Origin of the sequence: Varibaculum vaginae (assembly GCF_900604285.1) — a bacterium.
GTDB lineage: Bacteria > Actinomycetota > Actinomycetes > Actinomycetales > Actinomycetaceae > Varibaculum > Varibaculum vaginae.
In genome coordinates this window covers 59,556-74,347 of the sequence record NZ_UWNY01000002.1, presented here as the reverse complement: position 1 = coordinate 74,347, position 14,792 = coordinate 59,556, and the positions used below count along the sequence as shown (strand labels likewise).

The following is a 14,792-nucleotide window of genomic DNA, read 5'->3' as shown; positions in this document are numbered from 1 at the left end:
TGTCGGCCAGACACGATTAAACTGCCTAGTGCCAGAAATGGCGAGTTCCGGTCAGGTAAAGAGTTACCCCTGCCTCCTGGCAGGCTTTGATAGTTTCCTCATCACGAATAGAACCACCTGGCTGCACAATGGCTTTTACACCCGCATCAATTAGGGTTTGGGGACCATCGGCGAAGGGGAAGAAAGCATCGGAAGCGGCTACCGAGCCTCGTGCCCGCTCAGGAGCCATTTCGCCTTCCGGAGCCTGCCCTAGAGTATTGGCACGCTGAACTGCCAAAGCGCAAGAATCTACCCGATTCACTTGCCCCATGCCGATACCTACAGTTGCCTGATCCTTCGCCAGCAAAATAGCGTTCGACTTTACTGCCCGCACTGTTCTCCAGGCAAATGCCAGATCCGCAAGGGTGGCTTCATCTGCGGCCTGCCCCGCAGCCAAAGTCCAGTTTTCCGGCTTATCTCCCTCGGCCTGCAAGCGGTCCCGAGTTTGCGCCAATACTCCCCCGCTGATTTGACGGAACTCCCATTCCACCGGAGCATCCGCGTCAATACGCAAAATCCGCAGATTCTTCTTGGTCTGCAACACCTCTAATGCTTCCTCTTCGTAATCAGGAGCAATAATCACTTCGGTAAAAATTGGTTTCACCTGTTGCGCCATCTTCAGTGTCACCTGCCGGTTGCAAGCAATCACCCCGCCATATGCCGACAGTGGGTCGCAGCCATGCGCCAGCAGGTGCGCCTGCGCTACATCCTCCGCAACTGCAATCCCACAAGGGTTAGCATGTTTAATTACTGCCACACAGGGATCGCTATGGTCGGTGGCAGCCCGCCAAGCCGCATCGGCGTCAGTGTAGTTGTTGTAACTCATGGGTTTGCCGCCCAACTGTTCCGCCTGCGCAAGGCCGCCCTCTTCGTCGGTGAAACGGTAGACCGCCGCCTCTTGATGGGGGTTTTCCCCGTAACGCAAGCTATGCAATTCCTTCAGCTGCGGTTTCCACTGTTCCAAATTGGGCAGGGCACTGTTAAGGGGAGCCTCATCCTCACTTTGAAGTTGCTGAACAAACCAGGAAGAAATCTGAGAATCATATACTGCAGTGTGTTTAAAAGCCTGCGCGGCCAGTTCCCGGCGTTCCGCCGCGGTGAAACCTCCGCGCTGCAAAGCAGCCGCTAAGTCAGAGTAGAAGCTGGGATCAACAATCACTGCCACATCGGCGTGATTCTTGGCGGCAGCCCGAATCATCGAAGGGCCTCCGATATCGATTTTTTCGATGCAATCCGCAAACCCGGCACCGGAGGCTACGGTATCTGCGAAGGGATATAGATTACAGACCACTAGGTCAATTGGGGTTACTTTTAGTTCTTCTAGCTGGGCAACGTGGGTCGGCAGCTCCCGGTTCGCCAAAATCCCGGCGTGAATCAGCGGATGTAGGGTTTTTACCCTCCCATCGAGACATTCGGGAAACCCGGTTACCTGGGAAACTTCAGTTACCGCTACCCCGGCAGCGGCAATCTGTTGGGCGGTGGAACCGGTGGAAATAATCTCTACCCCGGCTGCCTGTAGGTTCTTCGCCAGTTTGTCGAGGCCAGTTTTATCGTAGACGCTAACCAGGGCACGTTTAATGGGTTTGATTTCGCTCATGACGCGGGATCCTTTTGTTGCATTCCTTGTCCAGCCCAGGCGAGCGACTGTCCTTTTACGTTCCCCAGTGGTAATCCACTTTTTTCGCCAGTCACGTTAATACCACTCTACCCCGCTACCTCCAGCTACGAAAGTTAGTCTTGGTCGGGGATTTCTATGGCTTGGGTGGAGGTGTCGTCAGCGTCACGGCGCGGTTTGCCCACTTGCAGACGACCCCGCTTAAAAATCGAACGTTTAATCGCTGGCCGCGTCAGTTCTGCTGCCGGGAGCCGCTTCGCAGAAGACTTTATTTTTTCTAATTCTTGTTGCTCTTTAGCGATGACTTCATCAGTTTTGCGTTCCGCCCAATCAGTGGCGAGATCTTTTATTTCCTCGGTGTCTGCCGGAAGTGCTCCCCGGGAGTGAGCAAAAGTCTCTTGCCGAGCCCGGAGAGTGTCCGTTAGGGACTCCTGATCATTTTCCGGGTAAGTGGAAGATTCGTGAACGCTTACTTCGGGGATAGTTTGCGTAACTTTTTCTGTTTCCTCCTCCCGGTCATTTACATCATCAGCGGAAGATTGTGTTTCATTAGCTTCAGGCAGTTCACGTGTTTTTACTATTTCTGCTGTTTCCTCTGATTCTGCAGCTGAGGATATTGCCGACGAATTACTGTCTGCCGACACATCTTCGGTTACAGTTTCTACATTTTCAGTAGCAACCTGTTCACCTTCTATAGCTTTCGCGTTCTTAGCAGTATGATCAGCGCTCAAAGGATTCCATGAGTGATAATCCTTCGCTTTGTCTTTCGCTACCGCTAAGCCTTGTCGGGTAACACGCACACTTGCTTGTTTGAAGTTCACGAATGTTTCTGCCAAATAGGCACGAGCATGCGGATGTAGAAGCGTGCCCACTAGCACGATTGGCACCCATACCAGGAAAAGCCCCATAGCGGTGACAGTTAATGGGTGCACTCCCCACGCAGACATCCGTCCCGCACCGATAGAACCGGAGGCTAAAGAACAGAACCAGGCGGTCAAAAAGGTAAACACCAGCGCCCCCACCAGGAATGACGCTACATGAGAGAAAAAGTCGACTCTCGCCATTAAAGTGTAAAGCAGATAACCGATTAGCAGGCTAAGCACTCCGATTACCACCAGCACCCAGTACCCAGGAGTTTGATCCGGAAGCGCTCCCAGAATAGGCACCGCCGGAATTGGGCCGGCTTTTACCTGAGTTAATGAACGAATAGTGCCGGTACCCTGATGAAATCCGGGTCCTAGAATCCAAGCTAATGCCCAGGTCTGAACGGTAGGCAAATAGAGAAATTGTGCCAACCAAATAAGAACGCCTGCCCCCAAGGAAACCCCGTATAAGTCATATATCTTATTTACTGCCGCAAAATGCGAGAGCACTTGGGCAAGCACCAGGATTAAGGTAACAAACCCGAATAACTTAAACATTTTCCATCCGGCACGAACCCCGGAAACCACCCAACCGGGAATCGTCCAGGTGCTATTTGTTCCATCCCAACTACGTTCATCGCGATCAATTCCTAGACGACGGTTTTCCAGATCTTGCTTATAAGCGCGATCAGGGTGCCGCATCCGGAGGATAAACGTCCGACTCCAAACAGAAAAGCGATTAAAATCAGCAGCTAGACGTGCTTTAGGATAACGCAGTGAAGGCCTTTCGTCCTCGCGACGCTGATCGCGGTCAAATAGGAAAAAGGCATAGGCAATAGCGGCAAAGCCGTGCAGTAACCCCCAAAAGAATAGACTGCTCAGGCTATAGGCTCCACGAATTGCCAAACCTACAACAGTAGCCACTGTTGCTTGCGTGAAAGGATAAGTCCACAGAATAGTTTTACTTTCAAGAACAAAACTGTGCGACAGCTGCCCCCCTAGCCAGAGGTAGGCAATCCACAGTCCCAGCGGGATTACCGACAAGGTGGCGGCCGCACCTAGGGAGCCAGTTAAGGGAACTCCGAAGCCTAACGCCCATACGCTTGCACCTACTGTGAGAGATTCTGTCCACACAGTGTCAACCATCCATGGGTTACCGGAAGTGGAGAAATACACTCCGGCACTAATCGCTAGGAAAATTATCCAAGGAAATATACAGGTAATTAGGGCAGCGGCCACCATCCGAGTAAATCCTCTTGGAATCCTAACGGTGAGAGTACGCCGAGATTTTTGGGAAATAGCTGGCGGTTTAACATCTGTAGATTTAGCGGTAGTTTTCCTAACAGCTGGAGTTTTCTGTCGCGGTAGCCGCAGCTTACTGGCCAAGGAGCGTCCCTTCACTTTCTTCACGCTGCCAGGTTCTCCCTTGGTTTTGCCAGAATATTTCTTCGCTTCTTCGAGCCGTTGAAATCCAAATTTCCCTGTACGTTGCTTTAGCCGCTGATTGGAGTTCCTGGCAGGACTATAGGCAGCTACCTTCCTCGCACCCGCAGGTTGCCGAGGAATCTTTGGAACTTTATGCCGCCATAACATCCCTACTATTGTCCACTTTTTCACGGTAGCACCACTTAGGCGCACCGCACTCAAGCACGCCCCGCGCTGAATAATGTGCGGGGCGGTGCCAAACACCGCCCCCCGCATTTACAGGTATCCCAATTTCAGCTGGCTTTATGCCACCAGTTAGCTCAGCGCTTCATACGCCTCTCGTGCCAGTTGAGCAGCCTGGGAAGGAGTCTTGCCCACTTTAACCCCTTGAGCCTCCAAGGCTTCTTTCTTGGCTTGGGCAGTACCCGCTGAGCCAGAGACAATAGCACCCGCATGCCCCATGGTTTTACCTTTAGGAGCAGTAAAACCCGCCACATAGGCTATTACCGGCTTGGTAACATTAGCAGCGATGTAGTCGGCCGCACGTTCTTCCGCGTCTCCCCCGATTTCGCCAATCATCACGATTACTTTGGTGTCGGGGTCTTTCTCGAAGGCCGCGAGCGCATCGATATGGGTGGTTCCCACCACCGGGTCACCGCCAATCCCCATACAGGTGGTGAAGCCAATATCGCGCAGTTCGAACATCATCTGGTAGGTGAGGGTACCGGACTTGGATACCAAACCGATGGGGCCAGAACCAGTAATATCGGCAGGTGTGATCCCTACATTGGACTGTCCCGGCGTAATGATCCCCGGGCAGTTCGGACCGATAATCCGGCAACCCTTTTCTAGGGCAGCATTTACGAACTCGGTGGAATCTTGCACCGGAATCCCTTCGGTAATCACCACGATTAGCGGTATCCCGGCATCCACTGCCTCTAAGACCGCGCCCTTTGCAAAACGCGGAGGGACGAATACTACCGAAACATTCGCACCCTCTTTTTCCATGGCTTCTTTTACGGTGCCAAAAACCGGCACTGAAACCGTTCCGGCTTTAACACCTTTCTTTTCTGCGGCTTCTCCTAGGGGGACGATATCGAAATCAACCGTTTGCCCGGCTTTCTTGGGGTTGGTACCCCCTACCACATTGGTACCGGCCCCTAGCATTAATCGAGTGTGTTTGCGCCCCTCGGAACCGGTCATGCCCTGTACGACAATCCGGGCTGAGGAATCAAGGAATACTGACATCGTGTTTCTCCTTATTCTTTTACCGATTCTTAATGGCTGGCAGCGAGTTTAGCCGCTTGGGCAGCACCAGCATCCATAGTTTCCACCATGGTCACTTGCGGCAGCTTTGCTTTTTCCAAAATCTTGCGACCAGCCGCCACTGCGTTTCCGTCTAAGCGCACCACCAGTGGCTTAGTGGCTTTATCACCTAGGATTTCGATTGCTTTCACGATTCCGGTAGCCACCTGGTCGCAGGCGGTAATCCCCCCGAATACGTTTACGAATACCGATTTAACCTGGGAATCACCCAGAATAATATCGAGTCCATCGGCCATTACCTGCGCCGACGCACCACCCCCAATGTCGAGGAAGTTCGCTGGTTTCACCCCGTATTCTTCACCTGCATAAGCCACCACGTCCAAAGTCGACATCACCAGACCGGCACCGTTACCAATGATCCCTACCTGGCCTTCCAGATGCACATAGTTCAGGCCTTTTTCTTTAGCTTTAGCTTCCAGAGGATCTTCACTGCGCTTATCTACCAGTTCCTGGTGTTCAGGATGCCGAAAACGAGCGTTATCGTCCAAGGTGACTTTTCCATCCAGGGCAATAATCTCACCATCTTCACTAACTACCAGAGGATTAACCTCTACCAGCGTGGCATCCTCACCCTGATAAACATCCCAAAGTCCCTCCAACACCGGCACGATCTTGCTAATGAGCTCTTCGTCCTCGAAACCGGCTTCAATAAGAATCTTGCGAGCTATACCCCCGTCAATGCCAGTATCCGGCAGCGGAACTTTCGCCAATGCTTCAGGACGTTCCTTTGCCAGCTGCTCAATTTCCATGCCACCTTCTTTAGAGCACATCGCCAAGTGTCTACGATTTGAGCGGTCGAGCAGGATAGAGAAATAGTATTCGGCTCCAATATCGGTTCCAGCGGCAATCAGTACCCGGTTTACGGTATGTCCCTTGATATCCATGCCTAAGATTTCTTCAGCTTTTTCCCGGGCTTCCTGAGGGGTATGAGCGAGCTTAACTCCGCCAGCTTTCCCGCGCCCACCCGTTTTAACTTGCGCTTTTACCACAATTAGAGGTTGGGCTAGTTTCTCTGCCGCTTTTTGTGCTTCTGCGGGAGTTTCGACCACAATACCGGCCAACACAGGAACCCCATGAGCTGCAAACAGGTCGCGAGCCTGGTATTCATAAAGATCCACTTGCAAGTCCTCTCAGTAAGTACCTCGACGTCAAGATATAGGACTATAGTACCGCACGCCACACTTACCTCGTCACCAAAAGTGCCCCCTCACTTGTAAATGGGATTTAAAAATACGAAAGTAGATTCAGCACCTCCCAAAAGAAGGAAAACAATCATTTGGGAGGGTGCACACAAGATTTTTCTTCCTTAAGGGCATATCTCGCCCCCCCCTTCCGGACGAAGCACCCCTAATAATTGTGGTTCACGATACTATGAGTAGGCAGTCGAATATGTTGGACGGAAAATCTAGAAAGTGGATTGGAAATAGCTATGCTGTTGTGGGATTGTGCCGCCCCGCTGATTGTGTGTTACCTCTTAGCTGCGCTCCTAATTCCCTTTCTAGTCAAGCATTTGCGGCAACGCACATTTTATTTCGCTGCCCTTATGCCCTTTATTGCCTTATTCTGGACGCTATCGCACACTCGACAGGCTTTCGCTACCGGATCGCAGGGACTAGCTGATTTTTATCAATGGTCAACCGTGCTAAATCTAGAGATAGGGTTTCGCCTAACCGGCCTCTCTTGGCTAATGCTAATAGTAATTAACCTCGTCGGTACCTTAATTTTGCTCTATTGTGCGCAATATTTTTCCGAGAATTCTCCTCGTCTAGGTCAATTCATTGCAGCTTTCCTAGGTTTTGCGGCCTCTATGTCAGGTTTGGTTTTGGCAGACCACACCATGACCCTCTACTTTTTCTGGGAAATTACCACCTTTACCTCCTTTATCTTGATTGGTCACGAAGCCGAGGAACGTGCCTCTCGCGCCGCCGCCCGCCAGGCTATTTTGGTGACTACTACCGGCTCTTTAAGTATGTTTGCCGGTTTTGTGATCTTAGGAATCATGCCGGGAGGCTCCTTTAGGATCAGCGAACTATTAACCGTACTATCTTCCCCTAATGACCTGGGAACTCCATTGGATCCTGTGACGGCTGCCAGCGGATTATCCCTGATTCTATTTGCGGCAGTCACCAAGTCGGCAATTTTCCCCACACACTTTTGGCTCCCCGCAGCTATGGCCGCCCCCACCCCGGTGTCCGCATTCCTGCACGCAGCCGCCATGGTAAAGGCCGGCATTTACCTACTTGCTCGTTTCGCGCCCGCATTTGCTAGATTCCCTGGACTAACCTGGACGATTGTCAGCTTAGGGGCAATGACTATGCTGCTAGGAGGATACTCCGCTCTGCGGCAAACTGACCTAAAACTGGTGTTGGCTTTCGGAACGGTTTCCCAACTGGGACTCCTGACTATGCTAATTGGATCGGGCAGCCCCCAGCTTTACCTGGCAGGACTGTGTGTTTTATCCGCACATTCCACTTTTAAATCCGGATTATTCCTAACTACGGGAACTATCGAAAAACAGACGGGCACCCGCGAGTTCCCCAGTCTATGTGGATTGGGTGAACGTTCTCGCAAACTGGCTATCTGCGCTCTCGCGGGAATTCTTTCTATGTCTGGAATCCCGATTACCAGTGGATACCTAGGGAAAGAACACGCTATTACCTCCCTTCTTAACACTAGGATTCAGCTAGAATCCGGCGCTATTTTGGCGGTACTGACTGTCGGATCTGCCCTAACTTTTGCCTACTCCCTCCGATACTTTTGGGGGGCTTTTAGCCATAAACATGACCGCCAAGGAACTTGCCCCCATCGCCAAAAACTGCGTGCTACAGGCAAAACGCTAACCATAGTTCCCGGACTGCTCACCGGCCTTTCTTTACTCCTGGGATTCTTACCAGCAACTCTTGATAATTTCCTGGGGCAAACCGCTCTACAAGCCTATGGAAAAACTCCGGGCCACCTACATCTTTGGTCAGGGATAATTCCTGGTTTAGTAACCATATTTATCCTGGTTACAGGGGGTTGGCTGTTCTGGATTCGCGCCCGCCTGGCTCGCTTACAACGTCGCCTGGCCTTCTCACCACGGTGGGGTGCTCAAGGCTTATATTCCCGCACTATCCGCAGCCTAGAAAGCAGCGCTTCCTGGTTAACCGGCAAAGTGCAAACAGGATCTTTACCGGCAGACCTTTCGGTGATATTCACAGTGTCGATATGTGCGGGAACAATATGCCTACTAGGAATTTCCGATATGCACCGTTGGCATTTCGCCGACTCCTTCGGACAAGCATTCATCTGCCTAGCCCTCATCGGAATGGCCGCTACCTGCGTGGCCGCTCAGCGCCGTCTAAATGCAGTGCTGGCACTTTCAGCTTGCGGAGCCGCAGTGGCCGCCGTTTACGTGCTGCAAGGTGCCCCCGACTTAGCACTAACCCAATTGGTAGTCGAAGCGATTACCCTTACCCTTTTCTTACTAGTTTTACGACGACTTCCTCCCCGATTTTCCCGCCGCCTTAGCCGCTGGGCACCCGGGTACCGTCTACTAATGGCAGCCGCTTGCGGAGTGGGAATTGTATTACTGGGACTCTCTACTTCCTCTGCCCGAGTTCACGAACCAGTTTCAAACCTGGTAACCACCGAGGGCAGTATTTTTGCAGGAGGCCAAAACCTAGTCAACATCTTACTGGTGGATGTAAGAGCCTGGGACACCGTGGGAGAACTTTCCGTACTACTAGTTGCCGCTACCGGCGTCACCGCCCTAATCTACTTGCGAGGATTGTCCACCACACTAGCTGATTCCCAACGCGCCCGTCGTCACCGGCTATTGGCAAGGGCGCGCAAGCGGCGCGAGCATTTAAAGGAAAATTCCGCCGCGCCCCAGCAAACTTGGCTTGCAGTCGCCACTTTAATCAGTCCGCGCCGTCGCTCAATTTTGCTAGAAGTTTCCACGCGAATCCTCTTCCATACTTTGCTGCTAGTTTCGATATGGCTACTATTTATCGGACATAACCACCCTGGCGGCGGCTTTATTGGCGGCATGGTCGCCGGGATCGCTATCACTATCCGCTATTTTGCGGGTGGGCGTTTTGAATTGCTGGAGGCGGTTCCGGCCAGACCGGGCGGAGTAATTGCCATCGGGATGACGACTGCGGTAGTTAGCGCCCTAGTTCCCTTGGCTTTCGGCTACACCATTTTGCAAAGTGTGGAGGCTCACCTTGATTTAGGGGTTCTAGGCGGTTTGCATTTCACTTCCGCAATGGGACTAGATATCGGGGTATATCTGCTGGTTATCGGGGTGGTGCTTGATTTGCTGCAATCTTTAGGATCCGAGATTGACCGGCAAGGCGAATCTGTGGGACACCAATTGCCAGAAACCGATATCACCGGACGGGAAGATCCCGCGGATCATTCGCCAGATGTAAGGGACACCCAGGAAGGAATGGTAGCTACACCTTCCGCCAACGAAGAAAAAAACCTGGCACCAGTGGAAAGTTCTGTTTCTAAACCTCAGGAGGCACAGCGATGAGCGTTTCCCTATGCCTACTCTTAGCTGCAGGATTTCTGGTTGCCTGCGGAGTTTATCTAGTCACCGAACGCACTTTGACCCGTATAGTTATCGGATTAGGACTGCTGGGCAACGGTATTAATTTATTTCTACTTTCCCAGGGAGGGGCAGCCGGTACTGCCCCGATTCTAGGAACTGCCATTTCAAAAATGTCAGACCCTCTCCCTCAAGGCATGATCCTGACCGCCATCGTGCTATCCATGGCAACCACTGCCTTCGGGCTGGCGCTTGCCTACCGTTCCTGGCGACTGTCAGGGCATGACGAAGTTACTGATGACCTGGAAGACAGACGGCTGGCAAAGCAAATGGGCGATGCTGAGCGCTTCTTGCGTCTAGATCTGGATGAACTTGACAAGAGCCACGGACGCAAAAGGAGGGAGCTGTGAACTTTCTTTTGGCACTTCCGGTACTACTTCCCCTATTAGCAGCGGCTTTAACCTTGGGATTAGGACGCCACTACCGGATCCAGTCACTAGTTGCCTTCACCACCCTAACCGCCTCCCTGGTGGTTGCTATCATTATTTTAGTGTTTTCCGACAAAGCAACCCTGGTTCTAGATGTGGGTTCATGGGCGGCTCCAATCGGGATTTCCCTGGTCGGTGACCGTCTAGCTGCGATAATGCTGTGTACTTCTCTGGTGGTGATGGTGGCGGTACTGGCTTATTCACTTTCAGAAGGCACTGTCCACGAGTCAGAAGATATTCCTACTCCCATTTTTCACCCCACCTACCTGGTGTTATGCGCGGGGGTTAATAATGCTTTCCTCACCGGGGATATGTTTAACCTGTACGTTGGGGTAGAAATCCTACTCACCTCCTCTTTCGTGTTGATTACCCTGGGAGGGACCCGGGACAGGATTCGCTCCGGCACCGTTTATGTCGCGGTATCAATGGTGGGATCAGCGGTTTTCCTGATTGCTCTGGCCGCGCTCTACGGCGCCTGCGGCACTATGAATATGGCGCAGCTTTCCATGCGGCTAACTGAGATCGATCCGGCAGTCGCCATGCTTATCCAAACGTTATTCCTGGTGGCCTTTGGTTTAAAGGCGGCGGTATTCCCGCTTTCTGCCTGGCTCCCAGATTCTTATCCCACGGCTCCAGCTCCGATTACTGCAGTGTTTGCCGGTCTCCTCACCAAAGTCGGGGTGTATGCAATTATCCGGATGCAGGTACTGATTTTCCCGGAATCACCGGTGGCTATAGTACTGGCAGTAGTCGGGATTCTCACCATGATTGTGGGAATTTTAGGGGCTGTGGCTCAAGACGATATTAAACGCTTACTTTCTTTTACTTTGGTTTCCCATATCGGATTTATGATCTGGGGAATTTCTCTGGCCAATACCCTGGGAGTGGCATCGGCAATCTTTTACGCCGTCCACCATATTTTGGTACAAACCACTTTATTCCTAGTGGCGGGCATGATGGAAAAGCTGGGGGGTTCGACCTCGTTGCGTCGCCTGCACTCTTTGGCGAAGATTTCCCCGCTGCTAGCCGTATGGTACCTGGTTCCGGCTTTCAACCTGGTGGGTTTTCCACCCTTGACTGGTTTCTTGGGAAAGCTGGGGTTGGCGGAGGCTACTGCGGCACGCAACACTCCCCTGGCCTGGGCATTGCTGGCCGCGGGATTAATCGCTTCACTGCTCACCCTGTATGTGGTGGTAAAAATCTGGCTGCAAACTTTCTGGCAGGGACGTGAATCTGCACAAGAAAGTGGAGGCGAAGAACAGGAAGCAGTCGATACTTTTGACACTGCCTCGCGGATTCCACGAGGAGTATGGGCAGCAACTGGTTTCCTGACTGTAGTAACGATTGGTCTGTCGGTTTTTGCCGGCCCGGTCTATACCTTTACTGAACGCGCCACGATTTCTATGTCACGAGCAGAATATCAACGCGCGATTCTCGGTGAGGACGGGCGCGGACACGGGATTTCGAAGATTGCTTCCGGGTTTGCGGAAAATATGCTTGCTGAGAACACAAGGAAACGTACTGCCTCAAAGAGAAAGAACAGTGCATGTACCCCTATTTTTGATGCAGTTTCGCTGGTTCCCACAGATTTTAGCGAATCCTCCCTGGTGAAGGGAGGTAGCGATGATTAGCGAAAAAATGGATAAGCCTAAGAAAGAAAACACGGCTTCGGTGGATTCTCCAGAGAAGATTGCACAAGGGCTAGCAGATTCTTTTGACGACCGGGATACCCGCGAGGGCGCGTGGAGAAATGCTTCTGCCAGCGCCACACCTAGGCGACCCGGTCTAAAACAGCGTTTGCGAAGTCTTCCTCGCCGCTGCTCCCTAGGCATGACCGCCTGGTTATTTGTAGTCTGGATGCTACTGATTCGGGATCTTTCAGCGGTTTCCATTTGCGGCGGTTTATTGATTGCTTTAGCACTACAAATATTTTCCCCGATGCCGCACGTCAATCCGGTCAAGAGCTTTCGCCCGCTGCGAGTAACTTGGCTGATTCTGCGGTTTGCCTGGGATTTGCTGGCTTCGGCTTTCCAGGTTGCCTATGTAGTTTTGCGCAGCAAACCGGCTCGCCCCCAGATGATTGAAGTAGAGATGGTGACCCGCTCAGAGTTTTACTTGACTATGGCATCAGCAATGACTTGCCTGGTACCCGGGTCTTTGGTGGTTAGAGCCCAAATAAACCCTTCACGAGTAGTTTTGCACGTGTTGGATGGCAAACTTTCAGGAGGAGCGCGGGGAGTAGAGAAATCTTTGCACGCCCTTGAAATGAGAATTGTAAAAGCCCTGGGTAGCCGGGCAGAGATTCGTGAGACTGAGGAACGTTTGCAAAGCTATGAACAGCTAGTTGCGGAGGGAAAAATCCCCTATTCAGGTAGGAGTCCTTACCTACCCGCGGACATGCCCCAGCAATCTGCTAGCGAAGGGAGGCAATCGCTATGACCTTGATTTTTACTTTGAACTGGGCAATGTTGTGCGTTGCTGAACTACTGGCGCTCTATATTTTGTGGCGGGGACCGGGGATTTTGAACCGTACAGTGGCACTGGATCTGCTTACCGCCATCACCATCGGGATTATTTGCCTGATATCGGTTACTGGGGAGCGTGATGACACCATGCAGATTTTATTGATTCTGACTTTGGTGAGTTTCTTGACCGCGACGTCAGTAGCGCGGATTATTGGGCAGCGTTCAGCGGCAGAACAGGCTCACGATGCTGACCCCGGTGCCGCTATTAAGCCGCAGCAAGTGACGAATATGACCTCGGCGGAAGGAGGACGCGATGAGTGAAACTTGGACTACCGTCCTCACATACCTGGGGGTATCAATTTTAACCCTGGGTTCTACCATGACACTGATTGCCGCCATTGGGGTGGTTAAGCTGCCAACTTTGCTGCAAAGGCAGCATGCAGCTACCAAACCGCAGTTAACCGGGTTTATTTTGACCTGTCTGGGATTGGTAGCGATTCGGCAAACTTGGTCTTGGCTGACGGTGGTGATGCTAGCGATTGTGCTGCAGACAATAACTGCTCCGATTGGGGCGCATTTGATTGGGAGAACCGCTAAACAGCGTGGTGAAATCAAAGATGCGGGTGAGACTATTTATCGCCACCTACATTTGCCAGTCCCCGGTAAAGACCCGTCCAAATCGGAAGAGCAACCTTCCCGGTGCTAGGAGTAAATTTTTAACCGTGGTGACTATCGATTAATCGTGTTCTGAGAGGCTATCTAAAACTGCCTGCCACTTGGTGATTTTTTCGGACACACCCGGTATATCGGCGAGAAACATATCAATGAAGAACAGGACAGAATCAACAAAACCAGCCCCATCACACTTTTCATGACTATCCAGAAGAGCTATTTGCTCGGGGGTAGCATGAGCTTCGAAGAAAGCGCGCGCAGATGCGTAAAGTTCATCGTAGGTCATTATCTGCAGAATAGTTGCCGACCATGATATTTATGTTCACCCTGGCTAGCATAGTCCTGCCTTAGACATAGCCTCTGTCGGGTTGGAATCTTTAACGGCTCCATCCTTCAATCCGATAATCCGGCGAGATTATTCCCGTAAATATTTAAGGGTCGCTTCAGCAAGGGGCAAGGGATAATCACCGGTCTTTGTGTAATCATCCTGTAGGGCAACTAGCTGTTTGCAAAGGGTTTTCGGTAGCTGAATATGTTCCTCAAACGCGAGTGAAACAATAAAATCCAGGTCTTCACCCTCGCCATATTCGTAATCTGCTATCAATTGTTGGACTGCAGGGCTAGCTGTTTTTTCGAGATAACGACGCACCCTTTTGTATAGGTCTAAGTAGGTCAGCACTGATCAACCTTTCGGAGGCCTATATTTCTGAAGAGTGTTCGCTAAATAAAATGAAGCGCCTTACGGGAGACAGCATAACGCTTCGGGATAATAGATAATCCTCTCTGCGGACAATCAAGCTCGGTGGTGATTCATTTGGGGAATTCCGTGATGGTACATGGCAGGAGGCTAAAAGATGGACAGATTCAATTAACAGGATCTGATGATAGCGCTTGCCGGGGAGAAGGTGATGGCTATAACTGCCGTTTAAAATTCCCTTTAGGTCTTCCGGCTCTCCCAGGACGGGTTTCTTGCCAGGCATCCACGGTTTCGGGTAGCCACCCGTATTTGATGGCGTTTCCCGCTCCTATGGACGCGTCAGGGGCAGGGAATGTACCGCGCGCGATATGACTTTTTATGGTGTGAGGGGATAACCCGAACCGCCGAGCCACCCCGTTTACGGTTAAATAGTTAATCATGTTCCTTATTGTGAGGGTATATGGCGGTTATACTGACCAGCGACACCGGGATACTAACAGTTGCATTTCTAGATAATAATTTTTTCCTCTTTGGGTTAGATAAACTACCCCATCTGTTAGTAGAGTCAGTCTTTCATTTATTTTTTGTGCCTGCGCCCAGCAAAGCATGCCAGGCTAAAATAGCGATTGAAAGGTTAATCAACAGCTAATGATTAAAGCCATAGCACA

At 51.5% G+C, this 14,792-nt stretch carries 12 protein-coding genes and 1 riboswitch; of the genes, 6 read left to right on the top strand and 6 right to left on the bottom strand.

Going from position 1 to position 14,792, the window contains the following annotated elements; all coding sequences use genetic code 11:
- Window positions 1-25: 25 nt before the first annotated feature.
- The 4 genes from purH to sucC form a co-directional block, all read right to left on the bottom strand.
- Complete coding sequence (gene purH / locus EFB02_RS06185) at window positions 26-1,636, bottom strand: bifunctional phosphoribosylaminoimidazolecarboxamide formyltransferase/IMP cyclohydrolase (protein WP_122820730.1); 1,611 nt, start codon at window positions 1,634-1,636, stop codon at window positions 26-28.
- 26 nt (window positions 1,637-1,662) lie between these two features.
- A riboswitch (ZMP/ZTP riboswitch) is annotated at window positions 1,663-1,741 on the bottom strand.
- A 29-nt stretch (window positions 1,742-1,770) separates the two neighbouring features.
- On the bottom strand, window positions 1,771-4,218 hold the full coding sequence (locus EFB02_RS06180) for a cell division protein PerM (protein ID WP_122820729.1): 2,448 nt from the start codon (window positions 4,216-4,218) through the stop codon (window positions 1,771-1,773).
- A 39-nt stretch (window positions 4,219-4,257) separates the two neighbouring features.
- Complete coding sequence (gene sucD / locus EFB02_RS06175) at window positions 4,258-5,190, bottom strand: succinate--CoA ligase subunit alpha (protein WP_122820728.1); 933 nt, start codon at window positions 5,188-5,190, stop codon at window positions 4,258-4,260.
- 29 nt (window positions 5,191-5,219) lie between these two features.
- The gene (sucC, locus tag EFB02_RS06170) at window positions 5,220-6,386 is read right to left on the bottom strand and encodes an ADP-forming succinate--CoA ligase subunit beta (RefSeq protein WP_122820727.1); all 1,167 of its coding nucleotides are present in this window, start codon (window positions 6,384-6,386) and stop codon (window positions 5,220-5,222) included.
- A 311-nt stretch (window positions 6,387-6,697) separates the two neighbouring features.
- On the opposite strand from sucC, the gene EFB02_RS06165 reads away from it, so the two are divergent.
- From EFB02_RS06165 to mnhG, 6 genes are read left to right on the top strand one after another with little or no spacing between them, the layout of a single operon-like run.
- On the top strand, window positions 6,698-9,787 hold the full coding sequence (locus tag EFB02_RS06165; protein WP_122820726.1) for a Na+/H+ antiporter subunit A: 3,090 nt from the start codon (window positions 6,698-6,700) through the stop codon (window positions 9,785-9,787).
- A complete protein-coding gene (locus EFB02_RS06160) occupies window positions 9,784-10,212 on the top strand; it encodes a Na(+)/H(+) antiporter subunit C (protein ID WP_122820725.1) in 429 nt (142 codons plus the stop codon). Before EFB02_RS06165 ends, EFB02_RS06160 begins: the two co-directional genes overlap by 4 nt.
- Entirely contained in the window at window positions 10,209-11,921 is a 1,713-nt protein-coding gene (locus EFB02_RS06155; protein ID WP_122820724.1) for a Na+/H+ antiporter subunit D, read from the top strand. The genes EFB02_RS06160 and EFB02_RS06155 overlap by 4 nt, the downstream gene beginning before the upstream one ends.
- Window positions 11,914-12,729 carry a Na+/H+ antiporter subunit E gene (locus EFB02_RS06150; RefSeq protein WP_122820723.1) on the top strand — a complete coding sequence of 272 codons (816 nt, stop codon included), beginning with the start codon at window positions 11,914-11,916 and terminating at the stop codon, window positions 12,727-12,729. The genes EFB02_RS06155 and EFB02_RS06150 overlap by 8 nt, the downstream gene beginning before the upstream one ends.
- Window positions 12,726-13,076 carry an MrpF/PhaF family protein gene (locus EFB02_RS06145; protein ID WP_122820722.1) on the top strand — a complete coding sequence of 117 codons (351 nt, stop codon included), beginning with the start codon at window positions 12,726-12,728 and terminating at the stop codon, window positions 13,074-13,076. Before EFB02_RS06150 ends, EFB02_RS06145 begins: the two co-directional genes overlap by 4 nt.
- A complete protein-coding gene (gene mnhG, locus EFB02_RS06140) occupies window positions 13,069-13,461 on the top strand; it encodes a monovalent cation/H(+) antiporter subunit G (RefSeq protein WP_122820721.1) in 393 nt (130 codons plus the stop codon). The genes EFB02_RS06145 and mnhG overlap by 8 nt, the downstream gene beginning before the upstream one ends.
- A 30-nt stretch (window positions 13,462-13,491) precedes the next feature.
- On the opposite strand, the gene EFB02_RS06135 is transcribed toward mnhG, so the two are convergent.
- Both EFB02_RS06135 and EFB02_RS06130 read right to left on the bottom strand, forming a co-directional pair.
- Entirely contained in the window at window positions 13,492-13,713 is a 222-nt protein-coding gene (locus EFB02_RS06135) for a hypothetical protein (RefSeq protein ID WP_122820720.1), read from the bottom strand.
- A gap of 129 nt (window positions 13,714-13,842) precedes the next feature.
- Complete coding sequence (locus tag EFB02_RS06130; protein ID WP_147471046.1) at window positions 13,843-14,076, bottom strand: hypothetical protein; 234 nt, start codon at window positions 14,074-14,076, stop codon at window positions 13,843-13,845.
- Between the last annotated feature and the right edge of the window lie 716 nt (window positions 14,077-14,792).